This is a genomic window from Thiorhodococcus fuscus, assembly GCF_042682685.1.
Classification (GTDB): Bacteria; Pseudomonadota; Gammaproteobacteria; order Chromatiales; family Chromatiaceae; genus Imhoffiella; species Imhoffiella fuscus.
This window is the reverse complement of sequence record NZ_JBHUHX010000052.1, coordinates 202,956-223,299: the sequence shown is the minus strand read 5'-3', so window position 1 is coordinate 223,299 and position 20,344 is coordinate 202,956. Positions and strand designations below refer to the sequence as shown.

General features: G+C 65.1%; 18 protein-coding genes and 1 tRNA gene. 8 read left to right on the top strand and 11 right to left on the bottom strand.

All coding sequences use genetic code 11. The annotated features are described in order from the left end of the window. Nucleotides 1–94 precede the first annotated feature (94 nt). Nucleotides 95–475, bottom strand: a complete 381-nt coding sequence (gene crcB, locus ACFSJC_RS17875; protein ID WP_386028548.1) for a fluoride efflux transporter CrcB — start codon at nt 473–475, stop codon at nt 95–97. Between the two features lie 242 nt (nt 476–717). Between crcB and ACFSJC_RS17870 the strand changes: the two genes are divergently transcribed. Then, nucleotides 718–1,185: a DUF2269 family protein gene (locus tag ACFSJC_RS17870; RefSeq protein ID WP_386028547.1), complete on the top strand. Its 468-nt coding sequence runs from the start codon at nt 718–720 to the stop codon at nt 1,183–1,185. Nucleotides 1,186–1,215: 30 nt separating this feature from the next. Here the strand turns inward: ACFSJC_RS17870 and ACFSJC_RS17865 are convergent, their stop codons facing one another. The 6 genes from ACFSJC_RS17865 to ACFSJC_RS17840 all read right to left on the bottom strand — a co-directional run bounded on the left by ACFSJC_RS17865 (nt 1,216) and on the right by ACFSJC_RS17840 (nt 7,846). Beyond that, nucleotides 1,216–1,572, bottom strand: a complete 357-nt coding sequence (locus ACFSJC_RS17865; protein WP_386028546.1) for a copper-binding protein — start codon at nt 1,570–1,572, stop codon at nt 1,216–1,218. Further along, nucleotides 1,569–4,928, bottom strand: a complete 3,360-nt coding sequence (locus ACFSJC_RS17860; protein WP_386028545.1) for an efflux RND transporter permease subunit — start codon at nt 4,926–4,928, stop codon at nt 1,569–1,571. Before ACFSJC_RS17860 ends, ACFSJC_RS17865 begins: the two co-directional genes overlap by 4 nt. A 4-nt stretch (nt 4,929–4,932) precedes the next feature. Next, nucleotides 4,933–6,210: an efflux RND transporter periplasmic adaptor subunit gene (locus ACFSJC_RS17855; protein WP_386028544.1), complete on the bottom strand. Its 1,278-nt coding sequence runs from the start codon at nt 6,208–6,210 to the stop codon at nt 4,933–4,935. A 75-nt stretch (nt 6,211–6,285) separates the two neighbouring features. Then, on the bottom strand, nt 6,286–6,639 hold the full coding sequence (locus tag ACFSJC_RS17850; RefSeq protein ID WP_386028543.1) for a hypothetical protein: 354 nt from the start codon (nt 6,637–6,639) through the stop codon (nt 6,286–6,288). A gap of 158 nt (nt 6,640–6,797) precedes the next feature. Beyond that, a tRNA-Ala gene (locus ACFSJC_RS17845) sits at nt 6,798–6,873 on the bottom strand. Nucleotides 6,874–7,039: 166 nt separating this feature from the next. After that, a complete protein-coding gene (locus ACFSJC_RS17840; RefSeq protein WP_386028542.1) occupies nt 7,040–7,846 on the bottom strand; it encodes a cytochrome C assembly family protein in 807 nt (268 codons plus the stop codon). A 161-nt stretch (nt 7,847–8,007) separates the two neighbouring features. Between ACFSJC_RS17840 and ffh the strand changes: the two genes are divergently transcribed. Both ffh and mepA read left to right on the top strand, forming a co-directional pair. After that, a complete protein-coding gene (gene ffh, locus ACFSJC_RS17835) occupies nt 8,008–9,423 on the top strand; it encodes a signal recognition particle protein (RefSeq protein ID WP_386028541.1) in 1,416 nt (471 codons plus the stop codon). A gap of 163 nt (nt 9,424–9,586) precedes the next feature. Beyond that, on the top strand, nt 9,587–10,441 hold the full coding sequence (mepA, locus tag ACFSJC_RS17830) for a penicillin-insensitive murein endopeptidase (protein WP_386028540.1): 855 nt from the start codon (nt 9,587–9,589) through the stop codon (nt 10,439–10,441). A gap of 115 nt (nt 10,442–10,556) precedes the next feature. Here the strand turns inward: mepA and ACFSJC_RS17825 are convergent, their stop codons facing one another. Beyond that, nucleotides 10,557–12,917: a hypothetical protein gene (locus ACFSJC_RS17825; protein ID WP_386028539.1), complete on the bottom strand. Its 2,361-nt coding sequence runs from the start codon at nt 12,915–12,917 to the stop codon at nt 10,557–10,559. Nucleotides 12,918–13,087: 170 nt separating this feature from the next. Here ACFSJC_RS17825 and ACFSJC_RS17820 point away from each other — a divergent pair, with 170 nt between their 5' ends. Both ACFSJC_RS17820 and ACFSJC_RS17815 read left to right on the top strand, forming a co-directional pair. After that, on the top strand, nt 13,088–13,534 hold the full coding sequence (locus ACFSJC_RS17820; protein ID WP_386028538.1) for a hypothetical protein: 447 nt from the start codon (nt 13,088–13,090) through the stop codon (nt 13,532–13,534). A gap of 2 nt (nt 13,535–13,536) precedes the next feature. Beyond that, on the top strand, nt 13,537–14,313 hold the full coding sequence (locus ACFSJC_RS17815) for a DUF2726 domain-containing protein (protein WP_386028537.1): 777 nt from the start codon (nt 13,537–13,539) through the stop codon (nt 14,311–14,313). 22 nt (nt 14,314–14,335) lie between these two features. Here the strand turns inward: ACFSJC_RS17815 and ACFSJC_RS17810 are convergent, their stop codons facing one another. From ACFSJC_RS17810 to ACFSJC_RS17800, 3 genes are all read right to left on the bottom strand, one after another. Beyond that, entirely contained in the window at nt 14,336–14,680 is a 345-nt protein-coding gene (locus ACFSJC_RS17810) for a Rieske (2Fe-2S) protein (protein ID WP_386028536.1), read from the bottom strand. 1 nt (nt 14,681) lies between these two features. After that, nucleotides 14,682–15,803: an anthranilate phosphoribosyltransferase gene (locus ACFSJC_RS17805; RefSeq protein WP_386028535.1), complete on the bottom strand. Its 1,122-nt coding sequence runs from the start codon at nt 15,801–15,803 to the stop codon at nt 14,682–14,684. Nucleotides 15,804–15,891: 88 nt separating this feature from the next. Continuing rightward, on the bottom strand, nt 15,892–16,782 hold the full coding sequence (locus ACFSJC_RS17800; protein ID WP_386028534.1) for a carbon-nitrogen hydrolase: 891 nt from the start codon (nt 16,780–16,782) through the stop codon (nt 15,892–15,894). 127 nt (nt 16,783–16,909) lie between these two features. Here ACFSJC_RS17800 and ACFSJC_RS17795 point away from each other — a divergent pair, with 127 nt between their 5' ends. From ACFSJC_RS17795 to tilS, 3 genes are all read left to right on the top strand, one after another. Further along, nucleotides 16,910–17,674 carry a metal-dependent hydrolase gene (locus tag ACFSJC_RS17795; RefSeq protein WP_386028533.1) on the top strand — a complete coding sequence of 255 codons (765 nt, stop codon included), beginning with the start codon at nt 16,910–16,912 and terminating at the stop codon, nt 17,672–17,674. Between the two features lie 127 nt (nt 17,675–17,801). Further along, a complete protein-coding gene (gene accA, locus ACFSJC_RS17790; RefSeq protein WP_386028532.1) occupies nt 17,802–18,761 on the top strand; it encodes an acetyl-CoA carboxylase carboxyl transferase subunit alpha in 960 nt (319 codons plus the stop codon). A 105-nt stretch (nt 18,762–18,866) separates the two neighbouring features. Continuing rightward, a complete protein-coding gene (tilS, locus tag ACFSJC_RS17785) occupies nt 18,867–20,213 on the top strand; it encodes a tRNA lysidine(34) synthetase TilS (RefSeq protein WP_386028531.1) in 1,347 nt (448 codons plus the stop codon). Nucleotides 20,214–20,344: the final 131 nt, after the last annotated feature.

The following is a 20,344-nucleotide window of genomic DNA, read 5'->3' as shown; positions in this document are numbered from 1 at the left end:
ATTGCGACAATGGCGGTCCTTCGGTTCGTCCAGGTTTCGCGTCATCCCGTCACTGGGGTGAAGCTCTGCGAAACCCGGGGAGGACCGCAGTCTCTCAGGCTCGCATCAGCAGCTGGGCCAGCCCGACGCCCACGGCGGTCATGGCCAGCGATCCGGTAAGATGCGCGGCGATGGCGCCGAATCCCCAAAGATACTCGCCTCGCATCAGCAGGTTGACCACCTCGGCCGAGAAGGTCGAGAAGGTGGTCAGCCCGCCCAGGAATCCGGTGACGACCATCAGGCGCAGTTCCGGGGGTACGGTCGGGTGACGCGTGAACCAGGTGATCGCCAAGCCGATCAGGAAGCCGCCGAGCAGGTTGGCCGTCAGGGTGCCGATCGGCAGGGTCGGGAAAACGGGGTTCAGCCGCGCCCCCAGATACCAGCGCAGCAGCGCGCCCAGTCCGGCGCCTGAAAAGATGGATACGAGGGAAAGCAACTTGGGGTACCTCCGGTCGATCGGTGGCAGCGGAGGCTGTGCGGGAAGAGGGCGCGGATGTCGTCCCAGGCTTTCCGACCGCAGGCCATCGGGCTCCGCCATCGTCAGGCTCAACGATCCTGTTGGGATCGATCAGGCTGCCCTATTTACCTCGAAAGTATCTCATAAGCGAATGAGCTGAAAAACCCGCCGTGCGACTGGGATGCGGCTCCACTTACTGTTCGAAAAGCCAGGAGATACGGATGCTGTACGCCTTGTTGAAGTCGCTTCATCTATTCGGTGTGATTCTGTTGCTCGGCAACGCCATCGTTACGATGATCTGGAAGATGGCCGCCGATCGGACCGACGACCCGAGGCTCGTCGCCTTTGGTCAACGTCTGGTCACGCTCACCGACTGGTGGTTCACCGTCGGTGGCGCTGCGTTCCTCATGATTGGCGGTTACGGGGCCGCTGCGGTCGGTGGGCTCGACCTCTTCGGCAGCACCTGGCTGATCTGGGGGCAGGCGATGCTTTTCCTCTCCGGTGGACTCTGGCTCGGCATACTGGTTCCCGCACAGATTCGGCAGGCGCGTCAGGCCCGTGTCTTCGCGGTCGATGGCGATATCCCCGCAAGCTACAAGCGCGACGCGCTAAGTTGGGTGGTTTGGGGCATCATCGCGAGCATTCCGCTCATCATCGCGATCTGGATGATGAACGCCAAGCCGGTCTGATCGCCGGCTCGACGTGTGTCGCGAGCGAGGTTAGTCGCGCGGCTTCAGCTCCGTGATGCGGTAGACGTTGTCGTCACCCAGAAGGATGCCGAAGTCGACCTTGTCGCCTGGATTCACACCCGTTAGATCGACCTGCTCTGTGACCGGAAGGTCCATGGTCATGGCCGGCCAGCTCAGGGCCGGAATCGGGTCGTGGCTGATGTTGACCTCGCCCTTGGCTGCGTCCACCGAGTTGATCACCCCTTTCCCCATGGTCACGCCATTTTGCTCGGACTGCCCCATGGATCCCATGGCCTCGTGCCCCATCGTCTGATGGTCCATGGTCTGGGCTCCAGCCGGAAAGGCGCTCAGGGTCATTACCGTTGTCAATGCGATCAGCGTTTTCATCCGTTTCCTCGTTTGGTCGTGTCGATGGTGTCGTCGGCCTCGGGCGATCGGCCGTCGGCCGTCTTGCTCAGGTCCCTTCGCCGCCAGACCAGATAGATGGCCGGGATGACGAAGAGGCTGAGTAGGGGGGCGGTCAGCATTCCGCCGACCATGGGGGCGGCGATGCGGCGCATCACCTCCGATCCGGTTCCATGTCCGATCATGATGGGCAGCAGGCCGGCGATGATGACCGCGACCGTCATCGCCTTGGGCCGTACCCTTAGCACCGCGCCTTCCATGATGGCGGCCTTGAGATCGTCCGGGTTGCGCAGTGCATTCCGCTCGCGTCGCTCCTTGATAGCGTTGTCCAGATAGACCAGCATCACCACGCCGAATTCGGTCGCCACGCCGGCCAGCGCGATGAATCCGACCGCCACCGCGACCGAGAGGTGATAGCCCAGCACGGCGATCAGCCAGAAGCCGCCGACCAGGGCGAAGGGCAGCGAGAGCATCACCAGCCACACCTCGCCGAGCCGGCGGAAGATCAGATAGAGCAGGACGAAGATGATGATCAGGGTGAAGGGTACGACCTGTGTCAGTCGTTCCTTCACCCGCAGCATGTACTCGTATTGTCCCGACCAGGTGATGGAATAGCCTGGCGGCAGCTTGACCTGATCGCGGACCCTGATCTGTGCGGCGGCGACATAACTGCCGATATCCACGCCCCGGATGTCTACGAAGGTCCAGCCGTTGAGCCGCCCGTTCTCGCTCTTGAGCATGGGGGGGCCGTCGACGATTTCGACCCGGGCGATCTGGCCGAGCGGGACCTGCGCGCCGGTCGGGGTCACGATGGGCAGCTCGCGGAGCTTGTGCGGGTCGTCGCGCTCCTCGCGCGGAAAGCGCAGATTGACGGGGTAGCGTTCCAGTCCCTCGACGGTCTGGGTGATGTTGACGCCGCCGACGGCGGCGGCCACCACCGCGTTGATGTCCGAGATGTTGAGTCCGACCCGTGCCGCCGCGACCCGATCTGGCTGGATCTCGATATAGCGACCGCCGGCGACCCGCTCCGAAAAGGCCGATGCCGTGCCCGGAACCTCACGCAGCGCACGCTCGATCTCCTCGCCGATGCGCTCGATCTCGTCCAGCTCCGGTCCCGCGACCTTGATTCCGACCGGGGTCTTGATGCCGGTGGCGAGCATGTCGATGCGCGTCTTGATCGGCATCACCCAGGCGTTGGTCACGCCGGGGATATCCAGGGTCGCGTCCAGTTCCTCGATCAGCCTGTCCAGCGTCATGCCGGGGCGCCATTCATCGCGCGGCTTGAGCTGGATCAGGGTCTCGATCATGGTCAGGGGCGCCGGATCTGTGGCCGTGTCGGCGCGGCCAATCTTGCCGAAGACCCGCTTGACCTCGGGCAGCGAGGCGATCATGCGGTCGGTCTGCTGCAGCAGCTGCTGGGCCTTGCCGATGGAGAGCCCCGGTAAGGTGGTCGGCATGTACATGAGATCGCCCTCGTCGAGTTCGGGCATGAACTCGGAGCCGAGCCCCGTCCCCAGCCGCTGGAGCCAAGGCAGACCGGCGGTCAGGCCGCGCCAGCTGTTCGACAGCTCCTTCTGCCAGTCGTCGAGACGTTCCAACGCCGAGGCTCCGGCATCCTGGCGGACCAGTTCGGCCGCTTGGAGCGGCCATTTCAGGGGAGCAAGCAGACCGCCGACGCCATGGAGCGGCACCAGCAGGCTCGCCACGATCAGGATCGAGATCAGGATGGTCGTGCGCGGCGCCGCCAGCACAGCCCGCAGCAGCGGGCGGTAGATCCAGATCAGCGCCCGGTTCAGCGGGTTACCGTCCTCGCTCGGGATGCGTCCCCGGATGAAATAGCCCATGAGCACCGGCACCAGGGTCACAGAGAGTCCGGCCGCTGCCGCCATCGCGTAGGTCTTGGTGAAGGCGAGCGGCGCGAACATGCGTCCTTCCTGAGCCTCCAGGGCGAAGACCGGCAGGAAGCTCAGTGTGATGATCAGCAGCGAGAAGAAGAGCGCCGGCCCCACCTCAGTCGCCGCCGCGCCGATGACCCGCCAGTGCGCCTCGCCGCGCGGCGCCTCGCCATGGGTATGGCGATAGCGTTCCAGGTGCTTGTGGGCGTTCTCGATCATGACGATGGCCGCGTCCACCATGGCCCCGATGGCGATGGCGATCCCGCCGAGCGACATGATGTTGGCGTTGATCCCCTGGTGCTGCATGAGGATGAAGGCGGCCAGGACCCCGAGTGGCAGGCTGACGATGGCGACGAAGGCCGACCTCAGATGGAAGAGGAAGACCAGGCACACCAGTGCCACGACGGCGAATTCCTCCAGCAGCTTGTCCTTGAGGTTGTCCACCGCTCGAAGGATCAGCTCGGAACGGTCGTAGGTCGGGACGATCTCGACGCCCTCGGGCAGGCCCTGTGCGAGCGCGTCCAACTTGCTCTTGACCGCCGCGATGGTGCTGAGCGCGTTCTCGCCGTAGCGCATCACGACGATGCCGCCAGCGATCTCGCCCTCGCCGTCCAAGTCGGCGACCGCGCGGCGCATCTCGGGACCGATCTGCACCCGCGCCAGGTCGCGCAGCAGCAGGGGCGTGCCCTCGGGCGTGACCTCGATCGGGATGGTCTCGATATCGGCGACCGATTGCAGATAGCCGCGACTGCGGATCATGTATTCGGCCTCCGCCAGCTCCACGACCGAGCCGCCGACCTCCTGGTTGGCGTTGCGGATGGCGCTCGACAGCTTGGCGAGCGGAATGCCATAGGCGCGCAGCTTCTCAGGATCGGCGACGACCTGATATTGGCGCACCATGCCGCCGACCGAGGCGACCTCGGCGACGCCGGAGACGGTCTGTAGCTCGAACTTGAGGAACCAGTCCTGGAGACTGCGCAGCTCGGCCAGATCGTGTCGGCCGGTGCGGTCGACCAGTGCATAGCTGAACACCCAGCCGACCCCGGTGGCGTCCGGTCCCAGTCGTGGGCTCACGCCCTCGGGCAGGCGCGAGGCCGCCTGATTCAGATATTCCAGCACCCGCGAGCGCGCCCAGTAGAGGTCGGTGCCGTCCTCGAAGATGACATAGACGTAGGAGTCGCCGAAGAAGGAATAGCCCCGGACCGTCTGCGCCCCCGGCACCGCCAGCATGGTGGTGGTGATGGGATAGGTGACCTGATCCTCGACCACCCGTGGCGATTGGCCCGGGAAGCTGGTGCGGATGATGACCTGCACGTCCGAGAGATCCGGGATGGCGTCCAAAGGGGTCTGTTTGACCGCCAGGATTCCCCACAGCGTCAGGATCAGGGTGGCGAGCAGGACCAGAAAGCGGTTGCGGATCGACCAGTCGATGACCTTATCCATGGGCTCACCGCATCCGCCGGAAGCTGGCCTGGAGACTCGATTCGGAGTCGATCAGGAACTGGCCGGAGACGACGATCTCATCGCCCGCCGCGAGACCCGAAATCACCTCGACCTGGTCCTCGGACTCCATCCCGCTCACCACGTCGACCGGCTGGAAGCGACCCTCGCCGAGCGACTTGATGACAGTCTCGCGCTCGCCGGTGACGATGAGCGCATCGCGCGGGATCTTGAGCGCGTTCGGCTTGGGTTCGCCCGCGATGAGCAGGTCGGCGAACATATTCGGCTTGAGTTCGCGCCCTGGGTTGGCGAAGACCAGCCGTACCCGTAGCGTGCGGGTCTCGGGGTCCAGATCCGGATAGAGATAGTCGACCTTGCCCGTCCAGGTCCGGCCGGGATAGGCCGGTACTCGCATCTCTGCGCTCATGCCTGGCTGGATCCAGGCCAGTTGGTGCTCGAAGACGTCGACCAGGACCCAGACGTCCGACAGGGCGGCGATGGTGAACATCTCGCTCGACGGGGTCACGTACATGCCGTCGCGGGCCGTCATGCGGGTGACGATACCGTCCGATGGGGCCAGAACCGGGATGGTGTTGCGGGTCTGGCGGGTCCGCTCGATGTCGCGGATCACCGGCTCCGGCACCCCCAGCAGACGCAGGATATTGCGTGCCTTGTCCGGTTTGATTTTGGGTGCGTTGCCGCCTTGTCGTTCCAGTGCGATCAGGAAGTCGACCTGTGCCGAGAGGATGTCCGGGGCATAGAGCTCTGCGAGCGTCTGGCCCTGTGTGACCGGCTCGCCCTCGGCGCGCAGGTTCAGCTTCTCGATCCAGCCCGTCGCGCGTGGATGCAGATGCTCCAGACGGGTCTCGTCGTAGGCGACACGGCCGACGGCCCGTATCTGGCGGGCGAGCGTTCCGCGCTCCACCCTGGCGGTGCGCACCGCCAGGCGTTGTTGCATGGCGCCGCTGAGCGCGACTTCGGGATGCGGATCGGCCTTGGGCGTTGCGGCCTTCGGCGTGACGCGCTTCTCGATCAGATCCATGCCGCAGATGGGACAGGTTCCGGGGTGGTCCTGCTGGATCTGCGGATGCATGGGGCAGATGTAGGTGGGGTCCAGATGCTTGGCGGCGTGCTCCAGCGCCGTTTCCTGGGCCGAGTGTTCTCTGTCGGTCGAGCCGACATCGGATGCCGGTCCGTCGCAGCCGGAGAGGGTCGTACAGATGAGCGCCAGGGCAGCAACCCTGGCGAGGCCCGCGCCAATGCGGGTCTTCGAATGGGTGGACATGGGTGTCTCCCGCAGACAAACGTCAAGGGCGGTGGCGGCTCGGAGCCACTACCGCATCGGTTTTTCGCAAGGACGTCAGGCGCGTGGAGGTCGTTCGGGGGGTCTTGGGATGAAGCGATAGAAATGCCGCTCCGCCCCAACGACAGGCGTCGGCGGATCGAAGCGGTCGGGAATCGCAAGTGCGAAGGCCACTGGCACGGCGACCGTGACCAGGCTGTGCAGGGCGCACTTTTGGCAGTCGAAGAGCGAGGAATGCGCCGGCTCCGACGGCATGCTATTCGGGAGATGATGCTGGCAGAGCGTCATCGTCTGCGCGGTCATCTGCCCCTCATGCCGACAGCCCAGCATTGCCGCCGCCCACACCTGCGCCTGCAGCACGAGCAGGGTCAGCATCAGGATGAGCGTGGCTGAGCGGCGGGGGATTCGCATGGGCTCAACTATAGGGGCGGGAGGCGAGGGCGACAAGGTCGGTGCATTCCCGTACCGGGCTTCAGTGCTGGTCCTGGCCCCCAAGGGTAACGATCGGCGAGAACGACGGACAACAAAAAACCCGCATCGGCGGGTTTTTCGATACTTCGAAGGGTATTTGGTGGAGCCGAGGGGGATCGAACCCCTGACCTCCGCATTGCGAACGCGGCGCTCTCCCAGCTGAGCTACGGCCCCTTAGATGGGTCTCCGAACCTTAGGGGTAGGCCATTACTGGCGTCCCGGTCGGGTAGGTGGGCCATTCTGCACCTAGAGAGTCGTTGGAAACAAGGGGCAGGGTGAGAAATAGGGGGGGGGCGGGCGAGGCCCGCGCCTGGGTCGAGGCGCGGGACGAGTGGACGCTTTAGCGCTGCAGGACGAACTGCAGGACGGCCTTGCTTCCGAAGTAGGCGAGGATGAGGATCACGAATCCGCCGAGGGTCCAGGCGATGGCGGTGCGCCCGCGCCAGCCCTTGCGGAAGCGTCCGATCAGCAATCCGCCGAAGACCAGCCAGGCGAGGACCGAGAGCACGGTCTTGTGCACCAGATGCTGGGCGAACATGTTCTCCAAGAAGGCGAATCCGCTGATCAGGGCGAGCGTGAGCAGGACGAATCCGGCGGAGATCATCTCGAACAGCAGGCTTTCCATCGTCTGCAACGGGGGCAGGGTGCGCACGAATCCGCCGGGGTGGCGGTGACGCAGATGGTAGTCCTGGACGGAGAGCAGTATCGCCTGGACGGCGGCCAGGGTCAGCAGGCTGTAGGCCAGCATCGACAGCAGGACGTGGATCTTCAGCGGCCAGGAGGCCGAGGCGCGCATGAAGCCGACTTCCGCGAAGTGGGTTTCGAGCAGGAGGCTCAACGCGGCGGCGGGCAGCAGAATCAGGCCCAGGTTGTCGACCGGTTTGCTCAGGCTAGAGACCAGTAGGAGTGCGATGATGGTCCAGGACGTGAGCGCCAGGGCGTGATAGAAGCCGAGGTTGATGCCTGCGCGGCTGAAGATGCTGTCCCAAAGAACCCAGCTATGGAGCGCTAGGCCGAGGAAGGCGACGGCGATTGCCAGCGAGCGAGGGGGAATCCAACCCTCCTTGCGGAACAGGCGCATGCCGATGAGCACGGCGGCGGCTATGTAGCTGGCGGTGGCGATGTAGGCGAGGAGGGTATGAGTCATGTTCTCGACGTCATCTTAATAAAAACGGTGGAACGGGGAACGTATTGTGGTCGTATCGTCCAACATTGACCCTGCATTATACTCACAAGTCATGTCGTAAGCCGATGGCAATGGTTTTTTCTTGAAATTGCGCCGATTAGGCGCCGATTCGAGGTCGTAGCATGTTCCAAAATCTGCAGGATCGCTTCGAGCGTGTCCTGACCAACCTCCGTGGTCAGGGTCGTTTGACCGACGAAAACATCAAAGAGACCCTGCGTGAGGTCCGCATGGCGTTGCTGGAGGCGGACGTGGCGCTGCCGGTGGTGCGCCAGTTCGTCGAGGACGTCCGCGAGAAGGCGCTCGGCGAGGAGGTGACCAAGAGTCTGACGCCGGGTCAGGTGCTGATCAAGATCGTCAACGACGAGTTGGTCATGCTGATGGGGCAGGCCAACGAGCAGCTCGACCTCATCGCCCAGCCGCCTGCGGTCATCCTCATGGCCGGCCTGCAGGGCTCGGGCAAGACGACCAGCGTCGCCAAGCTCGCCCGCTGGCTGCAGGAGAAGCAGAAGAAATCGGTCATGGTGGTGAGCTGCGACGTCTATCGTCCTGCGGCCATCGAGCAGTTGAAGACGGTTGCGGCCGAGGTCGGCGCGGAGTTCTGTCCCAGCCAGGGCGACGAGGATCCGGTGGCGATCGCCACGCGCGCGCTCGACAGCGCGCGCAAGCATTTCAAGGACGTGCTGATCGTCGATACCGCCGGTCGTCTGCACGTCGACACCGAGATGATGGACGAAATCAAGTCCATCCACGCGTCTCTTAAGCCGGTCGAGACTCTGTTCGTGGTCGATTCCATGACCGGTCAGGACGCGGCCAACACGGCCAAGGCGTTCGACGAGGCGTTGCCGCTGACCGGTGTCATTCTGACCAAGACGGATGGCGATGCCCGTGGCGGTGCGGCGCTCTCGATTCGCCAAATCACCGGCAAGCCGATCAAGTTCCTCGGCACTGGCGAGAAGACCACGGCGCTGGAGCCGTTCCATCCCGACCGTATCGCTTCGCGCATCCTCGGCATGGGCGACGTGGTGTCGCTGGTCGAGGAGGTGCAGTCCAAGGTCGACAGGGATCAGGCCGAGAAGCTGGTCAAGAAGCTCAAAAAGGGCAAGGACTTCGATCTCTCCGACTTCAAGGAGCAATTGGAGCAGATGAACAAGATGGGCGGCATGCTCGGGCTGATGGAGAAGCTGCCCGGTATGAACCAGCTCCCCGAGCACGTCAAGAACAAGGCGAGCGACAAGGAGATGGGCAAGCTGGTCGCCATCATCAACTCCATGACCCTCAAGGAACGTCAGTTTCCGGCCATTATCAAGGGGGCCAGGAAGCGTCGCATCGCCGCCGGTTCCGGCACTCAGGTCCAGGACGTGAATCAGCTGCTGAAGCAGTTCGCCCAGATGCAGAAGATGCTCAAGAAGATGAAGGGTGGCGGTATGGCCAAGATGATGCGTTCGATGCAGGGCCGTCTGCCGCCAGGCTTCATGCCGGGCGGCGGCGGTTTCCCTCCGGGTGGCATGCCGCCTGGCGGTGGCGGTTTCCCCATGTGAGGCGGGTGTGTTGCGTCTTGTCGGGCCGTTTGGGAGAGCCGGCGGCGCCTGTTTGCGATCCTCCCATGGCCGTAGGTGCGAATGCGTTCGCACGACATGCGGTTCGTCCCTCAGTCCGATAGCTCCTTCTCTCCAGCAATCTTAGAAATCGGGATGCACATCGATGGTTACCCACTCACGTTGGCTGAGCGCGCGCCTTCTGTCTGGATTGTTGCTTCTTCTGCTCCCGGCGGCGGGAGCCGTCGCCTCGCCTTGGGGTGACGTGGCTCGGCCCAACTCCGGGCCGGCGCGTGCGATCGGCGGCTATTCCAACGGCTGCATCGGCGGTGCCGATGCGCTGCCCGAGACGGGGGCTGGCTATGTCAGCGTGCGGCGTTATCGCAATCGCTACTATGGCCATCCCGAGCTGCTCGGCTTTATCCGTGATTTAGGCCGCGCCCAGCAGCGTCACGGCGATCGGCTCATGATGGTCGGCGATCTGAGTCAGCCGCGTGGCGGGCTCATGTCCTCGTCGCACCGCAGCCATCAGATCGGCCTGGACGTCGACATCTGGTTCACCCTGGCCGATTCGCCTGCGGATGCGCGGGACCGTATGGACAATCGCAGCGATCCAAACAGCATGGTGACCCCGGATGGTCTTGGCGTCAGTCGCTATTGGACTGACGCGCAGCGATTTCTGATCGAGACCGCCGCGCGCCATCCGTCGGTCGATCGCATCTTCGTCAATCCGCCGATCAAGCGGGCGCTGTGCGAGAGCGCTCACGGCGACCGCAGCTGGCTGCGCAAGATCCGTCCCTGGTGGGGGCATGACGCCCATTTCCACGTGCGTCTCGTCTGCCCGGACGACAGCCCGCTGTGCCAGAATCAGGCACCGGTTCCGCCGGGTGACGGCTGTGGTCGGGATTTGGCTTGGTGGTTCAGTCCAGAGGCCCGCAGCAAGCCGAGCAAGAAGGGCGGGGGGCGACGCGTGGAGCCGACCCCGCCTGCGGCTTGCCGTGCCGTGCTGAAGGCGCCTTGAGGCGGGTTTCGGTAACGGATTGATCCGTGCGGCGGACGGCTATGCCAGGGGGCGCTGCGCTGGCGTCGCCGGATGGCTTCCTGGGTGTCGTTGCGCCGCATCCAGGCTACGGGAGCTACGGGGCATCGCCCGGATGGGTCGCTGATCCATTCGGTTCGGTCGGGGGGCGTGTCGTTTCCTGTTCCTGCGCGCCCAGTAGCCGGCTCAGATTGTCTTCGTAGAGTTCGATGCGCGCTCGGGTGGCGGCGAGCCGGGTTTCCGTCTCGCGCAGCTCGGTGGCATTGGCTTGGCGGCGGCTTTCCTGGGTGCGCCGTTCCTCGCTCAGTTTGGCGAGTCGTTCGCTGTTCGCCCGTTCGGTCTTTTCGAGTGCCTTGATGTCGCGTTTGATGTCGCGCGGGATGCTGTTCTCGCCGCGTGTCCAGAATCCGCGTCTACGTCCGCTTTCGGCGGCCTCGGTTTCGGCGGCCTGATTGAGTGTGCTCAACTGGGTTCGCTCTGTTTCGAGATCCTCTCTCAGGATGAGGGCGGTTTGCTCGATGCTGGCGATCTGGTCGTTCAGTTTGCGCTCGGTCTCGCGTAGCGTCTGGAGTTCGCTGCCCTGCCGTCCCTCCAGTGCACGCAGTCGACCGAGTTCCTCTCGCATGGCCTTGAGACGCGTCTGATCGCGTTCGCGCTCGCGTTTCAGCTCCAGTTCGGCGAGCTTCTCGGCGTGGGCAAGCTGTTTGGCGAGTTCGGACTGCCGCGCTTCGGCCTCTCCGCGCGCATGCAGGTCGGCGATTTCGCGCTCGCGCAGACGCAATGCCTCGCGGGCGGTTTCCTGCTCCAGGGCGAGCGCCTCCTCCTGCTGGCGCAGCTCGGCCTCTTGTTGGGCTCTGCTGCGATTCCAGCTCTCGCGCGCCTCCTGCAGTTGGGTTGCCAGCTCGATCCGGCGATGGTTGTGTAGCGATTTGGTCTCGTCGGCGAGCTGTGCCTGGAGCTGATCGGTTCGGATCGCGAGTTCGCGGTCGAGCGCGGCCAGCTCATGATCGCGGCGGCGTTGCAGATGCGTCCGTTCCCCGCGCAGATTCTCCATGCGCTGGAGCAACGCCTCCTGTTCGAGCGCCTGCTCGGTCAGAAAACGGCGCAGCGGCGCCCGAGCCTCGATGAGCGATTGGCGCTCCTGGTAGAAGGAGGCCGGGTCGCGCTCGAAGGCGTTCCAGAGCCGCACGAATTCGGCGCTGTTGAGCCGCCGGCTGGGGTCCTCGGGCAGCTCGAATCCGGGGATCTCGGCCAGCCCGCCGTCCAGATATTTTCGGTACTGCATCTGGATGGTCTCGCTGAAATAGGCACGCACCGAGGGCGGCTCGAACAGCTTGATGGCGATCAGCGAGAAGAAGAGCACTCCGAGCGCGGCCTGAGCGAAGCCCTCGACCGTCTCGAAATGGGGCACGCCATGCTCCTCGGGACGGTCGCGGAGCGCCTGCAGCGCGAGCGAGCGCGCGGCGAAGGTGAGCTGTGGCGGTGCGGCTTCGGTCTGACGCGCGGCGACCTCGGCGGCGATGCGGTCGAGCCGGCGTTGTTGCTCCTGGCGCAGCCGTTCCAGCTCTTCGGCACGTCCGCGTAGGGTCTGTTCGAGTTGGTCGATGCGTTGTGCGATGGGCGCGCTCTGCTGGTCGAGCTCGGCCTGCTTGGCCTCCAGTTGCTGGGCGAGCCGTTCGGCATTGGCCTCCCATTTGCGCGCCTCCCGGCCGTGACCGGCGGGGCGACCGTCGCGGCCCAGGATCTCGTCTCCGACACGTTTTTGGGTGCCGGCTAGGTCTTGGCGCAGGATCTCCATGACCGGTGCGAATTCCTGCTCGATCTGGGATCGGCGCTCGCGCTCGGCGGCGAGTGAGCGGTTCAGACGCGCGATTTCGGCCTCCAACGGAGCGGTGCGCTCGGTGTAGAGCGTCTTGGTGTCGCGCGTCTCCCGGGCGATCTCGGATTGCAGCCGCGCCTCGCGTTCCGTCTGGTAGCGCTCGACCTGGCGCTGGTGATAGGTCGCGATGTCGTCGGCACGGATCAGCTTGCCCAGGAATGGGGCGGTGACATAGAGCGAGACGGCGACGATGGCGAGCCGCGCCAGGATGCCGAGCCACCAGCGCAGCAGCGCGCCGAGACCGCGCTCGGCGTTCGGATTCCAGCGCCGTGCCCGGATCATGGGGCGCTCCGACATGATGAGCGAGGCGTCGACGATCCAGATGACCGAGAACATGAGCGCGAACATGAAGAGCCCGGCCAAGGGGCGCATCCAGGGCGCGTCGTGCGGCACGATCGAGGCCCCGATCAGTCCCCAGACGACGCCTTCGAGGCTCGCCATCAGCAGGATCAGGACCCAGGCGAAACCGAGCCAGACGGCGACGGCGGGCGTGAGCAGTCGGTCTCCGTAGGGGCGCAGGCGCAGATAGGCGGTGAATGCAATGCTGGGATGAGGATCCGAGCGAGATCTGTTGTCCATCGTGGGATCTCATGGGAAGGGGCGAGACTCGGCCCTATTCTATGCCCTCGGCGCGAGTCGGGCATCCGCTCCAGGGTTGCACCGGGTCCACCTGTCCAAGCATGATGCGCCGTTGACATCCGCCGCCCCGACGGCGGTCATTGTGGACAGTTTTTCGAGGTCTTCGACACATGGATCGCCTGACGCGAAACTCCATCATCATCTCCGCCGGTTTGTTTCTGTTTCTCATCGCGACACTGGCCTGGGATCGCTACGGGGCGGCCCCGCGCGTGTGGCAGCTCAATACGCTGCTGAAAGAGGATCCGGTGTTGGCGCAGTCGCCCTATCGTTTCCGGGCCACCGTCTTTCTCAACGGCATCGTGACGCTCACCAGCCCGCTCGCCGATATGGTCTCGATCGAGACCTATGTGAAGACCGTCGATCCGTCCCTGGCCGACAAGCCGGCGGACGACGGCGCGCTCCAGGCCGCCGAGCATGCCTTCCGCGAAACCGAACTGCGCGCCATCGCCGTCATGCTGGCCGAGCCAGACGTGGATTCGGTCGTCTGGGCGCTCGACCGGGCCTGGTACCACAAGCACGGCGTGCGTCTGGATATGGCTCCCGGCACGGGTACCTGACGATGGGGTACTTCTATTTCCTGCTTGGGGCTGCCGCCATTCTGGTGCTCTCCATGCTGTTGAGCCTGAGGAAGTCCCTGAAACGGCAGTTCGCGTTGCCCTACGTGGCGGATCGGACCTTCTTCACGCCCGAGCAGCGGGCCTTCGTGTCGGTGCTGGAGCGCGCGCTCGGGACGGATTACCGGGTTTACGCCAAGGTGCGGGTGGCCGACGTGGTGGGGCTGCGCGGGCGTCTGTCGCGCGACGATCGGGATCGCGCCTATCTGCGGCTCGGTGACCGGCGGTTCGATTATCTGGTCTGCGCCGCCGATACCTCGTCCATCGTCTGCGCGGTGAATCTGGCCCCGCGTTCGCGTCGCGGCAAGCCGCCGCCAAAGGACGTCTTGGACCGTATCTGCGCGGCGGCCGGTCTGCCCTTCGTGCGTATCCGCGAGAGCGACGACTATGCGCTCGATGAGGTTGCCGCGATCGTTTCGGATGTGATGCATCCGCGCAAGGCGAGCGAGGGCGACGGGGTCCTGCCGCATGCGGAGGCGGAAGAGACGCTGCTGGGGCTGTCGAAATCGATTCTCGGCGAAGAGCGCCCTGCGCGTCCCGCGCGAGCGCCCGCGAGGTCTGTTCGCGAGGCCGGAGCGCCCAGACGTCGAGAGCCGGAGGTCGGTGTCTCCAAGCGCCGGGATCCGCTCATCCTGGGGCGGGAGGATATCGAGGACGGGCCCAGTTTCACGATCCAGGGCGATCTGGACGATGTGGCTCCGAGCCGTGGCCGCCGGCGCTGAACCGGCGGCGTCGACGTTCGGGCTAATCGCGCGGTCGGGCTCGGTTGGCCGGGCTGCTCGGGTCGATCCAGATCTGCCCGTCTTCGACCTCTAGTCGATAGGTCGCGATGGGATCCTCCGCCGGTTCCTCCAGCGGCTCGCCCGAGCCGAGGTCGAAACGGCTTCCGTGCAGTGAACACTTGATTCGATCCCCATCGATACAGCCGAACGAGAGCGGATAGTCCTCGTGGCTGCAGTTGTCCTCGACCGCATAATAGTGTCCGTCGGCGTTGGCGACGATGTAGGGGCGATTCTCGATCAGCACCTTGACGAAGGTGCCGGGTGGAATCGCCTCCGTCCGGGCGACGGCGACATAGGGCGCATCCATTTCAGCCCATCCTCCGCGCGGCCTTGCCCGAATCCAGTAGGGTTCGGATGCGATCGGCCGCCTCGCCGAGCGACGCCGCGCGTCCCAGATGATGGAGGATGATCGCCCCGGTGAAGACCAGGCTGTCATAGGTCGGGCCCTTGGCGCCCTCCAGTGCGGCGACGCCGGCCTTGGCTGCGGCGATGGCGGTGGCCTGGATGTCGACCGCGACGGCAATCTCGTCGCCCGGTCGGGTGGTCTGGGGGAGATCCTCCGGAAGCGGCACGGCCTTCAGCGACTGATCGATGCCCAGTTCGACGGGGTCGATCTCGAAGGGCTGTTCCTCGCCCAGATCGTGATAGCTGACACAGGTTCCCTTTTGGCGCAACGAAGGGATGATGCCGCCCTCGCTGCCCCGGATCATCAGTGCCGAGTCGAAACCGGCGTGACGGGCGAGCAGGGCGTAGATGCGCGGATAGGGCTTGTGGACGTAGCCGGTCACCAAATGGGTGTGCTTGCGCCCGTGGATGGGGCGAGCCATCACCTCGACCGTGGTGATCGCCTGACGCTTGACCATGGCGGCGCGCAGATCGACCAGGTTGTGCAGCGGCGCGCAGAAGGATCGCTGATCGACATAGCTCCAGCCTAGCGCGGGATTGGACAGCCGATCGGCGGCCTCGACTGGACTCAGATCGACAGGTACCCCGGCGGCGTCGAGGATATGGCGATGGGTGACGCCGAATTTGGGGCCGACGGCATGGGCACCATGGCTGATGGCCGGCACGCCGCATGCGGCGAGCAGAGGCAGCAGGAAGGGCGATGCCGGCAGGCAGCGGTTGTAGCCGTCGTAGGGATCGGCGATGTCGACGACGTCGTCGACGTCCGCGACGACATGGCCGGTCGCCTCGCGGATGGCGTCGAGGATGCCCTTGAACTCCTCGTCGCTCTCGCGCTTCATGCGCAGGGCGATGAAGAAGATGCCGGCCTGAACCGGGTCCACCTTGTTGTCGAGGATGGCCCGCATTCCGGCGCAGGCCTCATCGGCTGAGATGTTCTTGGATAGCTCGGGGCCGGTGGCGATGCGCTGAATGATGGATCGCATCTGCAGCTTGGTGTCGTCCGACGTGGTCGTGGTGTTGCTCATCGTGCGTCCTCCAGAAGAAGCCTCGGGGCATGGTTCGCGCGGGCCGTTCGATCGATAGCGCCCGCGTCTTTCGATTCGGGGCTGGCGCTCAGTCGCGGTAACGCAGGGTCAGGTCGTCATAGGCGTCGATTCGGCGGTCGCGCAGGAAGGGCTGGATGCGCCGAGTCTGCTCGGTACGCTTGAGGTCGATCTCGGTCACCAGCAGCTTGGGCGACTGATCGTCGGCCTGGGCCAGGATCTCGCCCTGGGTCCCGCAAACGAACGAGTTGCCCCAGAATCGCGCGCCCGATGTCGCTGCGTCGGGGGCGGGCTCGAAGCCGACCCGGTTGCAGGCGGCGAGGTGGAGGCCATTGGCGATGGCGTGCCCGCGCTGGATCGTCAGCCAGGCGTCGAGCTGACGTGCCTGCTCCTCGGGCGAATCGCTCGGATTCCAGCCGATCGCGCTGGGATAGAGCAGGATCTGCGCCCCGGCGAGCGCCAGGGATCGCGCCGCCTCGGGGAACCACTGGTCCCAGCCGATCAATATGCCGATCCGTCCGACGGCCGTGTCGACCGGATTGAAGTCGAGATCGCCCGGTGTGAAGTAGAACTTCTCGTAATAGCCGGGTGCGTCGGGGACGTGCATCTTGCGATAGATGCCGGCGAGCGATCCGTCGGTGTCGATGACCACGGCCGTGTTGTGGTAGAGACCGGCGGCGCGGCGCTCGAACAGCGAGCCGACGATCACCAGCTCCAGCTCGCGCGCCAGGGCGCTGAGCCGCTCCGTGGTGGGGCCGGGGATGGGCTCGGCCATGTCGAAGAGGTCGTGGTCCTCGGTCTGGCAGAAGTAGGGGTCGTTGTGCAGCTCCTGCAGCAGAACCAGATTGGCTCCGCGAATGGAGGCGGCTCGGATGGCGGCCTCGCAGTCGTCCAGGTTGGCCTCCGGGCTTCCCTGGTCCGACTGCTGGACGAGCGCGAGAGTCAATGATGAGCTGGGCATGCTGAACCTCGGGGTGACGATCGGGCGGCCATTATCCTATGTTACCTTTCCAATTCGAGCCCCATGGCTGGCGATGCGCCCGAATGGCGTGACTGGGCATCGTCATCGAAACCGAATTCTTGCATACATGGCCAACTTTCAGACGCATCTCAATGTAGGCATCCTCGCGAGCGCGGGGGCGACGCTGGGTCTTCATGTGGCCGGTCTGGTACCGGGAAGCGATACCCTGGCGCTGTTCGCCCTGGGTGTGATCGGCAGCCTGCTGCCGGACATCGACTCGGACACCTCCAAGCCGGTCAACGGACTCTTCAGTGTGCTGGGTGCCGGTTTGGCGTTCGCCATGACGCTGCCGCTGACGGATCGCTTCCTGCCGCTTGAGCTGACCCTCATTTGGGTCGGGGTCTTTCTGTGCGTGCGTTACGGATTCTTCGAGATTTTCACCCGCTTCACGGTTCATCGGGGGGTTTGGCATTCCTGGTTGGGCATCGCCGCGACCTCTCTGGCGGCGACCAATATCGCCTATTGGATGTGGGGCCAGCCGCCCGAGTCGGCCTGGACCGCCGGGCTGATGGTCGGCATCGGCTATTTCACCCATCTCTGTCTCGACGAACTCTTCAGCGTCGATCTCTTCAACAGCCGATTGAAGCGTTCCTTCGGAACGGCCCTCAAGCCCTTCAGCTTCGACGATCGCTGGAGCAGCCTCTCCATGCTGGCCGTGTGCGTCGCTTTGGCCTGGGTGGCGCCGGATGCCCATAGCTGGATGGATCGGCTGGATCTCGACGGCGTCCAGTTCGACCGCTTGGCCGAGGGCGTGCGGGAGCAGGTCTCGGCGGCCAAACTCGTGTTCGGCGACTGGTTCTCGCGCCTGCGCGACCTGCTTCCGCTCGGCTGAGTGCATGCGCTGGATTGCGCTTCGTTTTAGCCGGGCTTGGGTGTCGGGATTCGGGTGTGCTGTACTCGCGGGCTCGGCTGCGCTAGATTGGCGCGTCGCCGAATGACAACGACTACGATCTGGGGCTATGGACCTAAATTTTCTCGATTTTGAACAACCCATCGCGGAGCTCGAGGCGAAGATCGAAGAGCTGCGTCTGGTCGGCCATGATAACGAGCTCAACATCCAGGAGGAGATCGAGCGCCTGCAGTCCAAATGCGTGGCGCTGACCGAATCCATCTTCTCCTCGCTGACGCCCTGGCAGATCTCCCAGTTGTCGCGTCATCCGCAGCGTCCCTATCTGCTCGACTACATCCGCCGCATCTTCGACGAATTTCATGAGCTTCACGGCGACCGCGCCTATGCCGACGATCGCGCCATCGTCGGTGGTTTGGCCCGCATCGACGGTCGCCCGGTCATGGTGATCGGTCATCAGAAGGGGCGCGACACCAAGGAGAAGATCCAGCGCAACTTCGGCATGCCTCGGCCCGAGGGCTATCGCAAGGCGCTACGCCTGATGGAGATGGCCGAACGCTTCGGTCTGCCTATCCTGACCTTCATCGACACCCCCGGCGCCTATCCCGGCGTCGGCGCCGAGGAGCGCGGTCAGAGCGAGGCCATCGCCCGCAATCTGCGCGAGATGTCGCGTCTGCGTACCCCCATCCTCTGCACCGTGGTGGGCGAGGGCGGATCGGGCGGCGCGCTGGCCATCGGTGTCGGCGACTGGGTGGGCATGCTGCAGTTCAGCACCTATTCGGTCATCTCGCCGGAGGGCTGTGCCTCCATTCTCTGGAAGAGCGCGGACAAGGCCCAGCTCGCGGCCGAGGCCATGGCCATCACCTCCGACAAACTGCTGGAGCAGGGGCTGGTCGATGAGGTCGTGAAGGAGCCGTCGGGCGGTGCCCACCGCGACCCCGATCTGACCGCCAAGAATCTGAAGACGGCCCTGCTCGCGCAGCTGGACGCGCTCGGCACCGTTTCATTGGACGATTTGATCGCCGCCCGCTACAAGCGTCTGATGGGGAGTGGGCGCTTCAAGGAGGGCTGATCGATCGGTCGGGCGGCTCTTGTGCGCCCGGCTGGCTCGACGCATTCGGTCCGCTACCATCCTCGGGGTCGTGGCAGATGTTCCTGATTTCATCCCGAGATCGGCATGTCCCACCTCGATCCCGCGCGTCTTGCCGTATCGCTCGCTGACCTGGCGCCGGTCTCGCGGTATTGGATCGCCTACAGCGGCGGTCTGGACTCCGAGGTGCTCTTATGCGCCTTGAGCGAGGCGCGCGATCGGCTCGCGGGTGAACTCGCTGTCGTTCATGTCGATCACGGGCTGCATCCGGAGTCCTCGCGTTGGGCCGACCGATGCCGGGCGCGTTGCGCCGAGCTGGGCGTGACCTGCGAGGTTCGGCGATTCCAGCTCGCGCCCATGCGTGGCGAGAGCCTGGAGGCGCTGGCGCGCGACGCGCGCTATGGCGCCTTTGCCGACGTGCTCGACTCCGGCGATCTGTTGCTCACCGCCCACCATCGGGACGATCAGGCCGAAACCCTGCTGCTGGCGCTGTTGCGCGGCAGTGGTGTTCAGGGGTTGGCGGCCATGCCGCGTTGCATGCCGCTCGGCGCCGGTCGACTGGTGCGTCCGTTGCTCGACCTGCCGCGTTCGGTCTTGATCGACTTCGCTGCGTCACGCGGGCTCGATTGGATCGAGGATCCGAGCAACGCGGCTCGGACGTTCGATCGCAACTATCTGCGTCATGAGGTGCTGCCGCTGCTGCGCGCGCGCTGGCCGTCCTGCTCGGCGACTCTGGCGCGCAGCGCCGGCCATTGCGCCGAGGCTGCGGATCTGCTCGATACGCTGGCGGACCGGACGCTCGCCGAACTGGGTGGCCAACGTCCCGGGACGCTCTCCGTGCGGGGGCTGATGGGGCTCGACCGCGCCCAGTCCGCCAATCTGCTGCGCCGCTGGCTGCGGCTGCGCGGATTTCGTCCGCCGGACAGCCGCCATCTCGCGCGCATCCTCGACGAGGTGCTGGTTGCGCGTCCCGATGCGAATCCTTGGGTCGCTTGGTCGGGGTGCGAGGTCAGGCGGTATCGCGACGACCTGTTCGCCCTGAATCCCCTGCCAGAGCGTCCCGCGTCGTGCCAGGTCCTTTCGTGGTCGATTGGTTCGGGGGCGGCTTCGCTCGATCTCCCCACTCCGCTCGGTAGGCTGGAGTGGCATCCAGAGGACGGCGATCGGATGCCTCGCAATCTGGAGGTCAGATTCGGCCGGACCGCGTCGCGCTGTCGTCGAGCCGCCGGGCGGCCGAGTCGGACGCTGAAGGCGCTGTTTCAGGAGACCGGTCTCCCGGCGTGGCTGCGTTCCTATGTGCCGCTGATCTTCGACGGCGAGACGCTGGTCGCGGTCGCCGGACTCTGTGTCTGCCAGACTGTCGAGGGTGCGCCCCTGGGCGGACAGGTGTGTTGGATCGGACATCCCTGGGAGGACTGGCTGCGGGGGGCGTAGGGTATCCCCGATGCCACGTGGAGAGGGGCGGGTGACGGCTGGCGGGGGTGTCGACAGCAGGGATGCTGTCGTCAAGCCTCCAGGGATGGATTGGCGGCGTCCCCCGGCAGTCTTCGCCCGGCCCGGAGCCT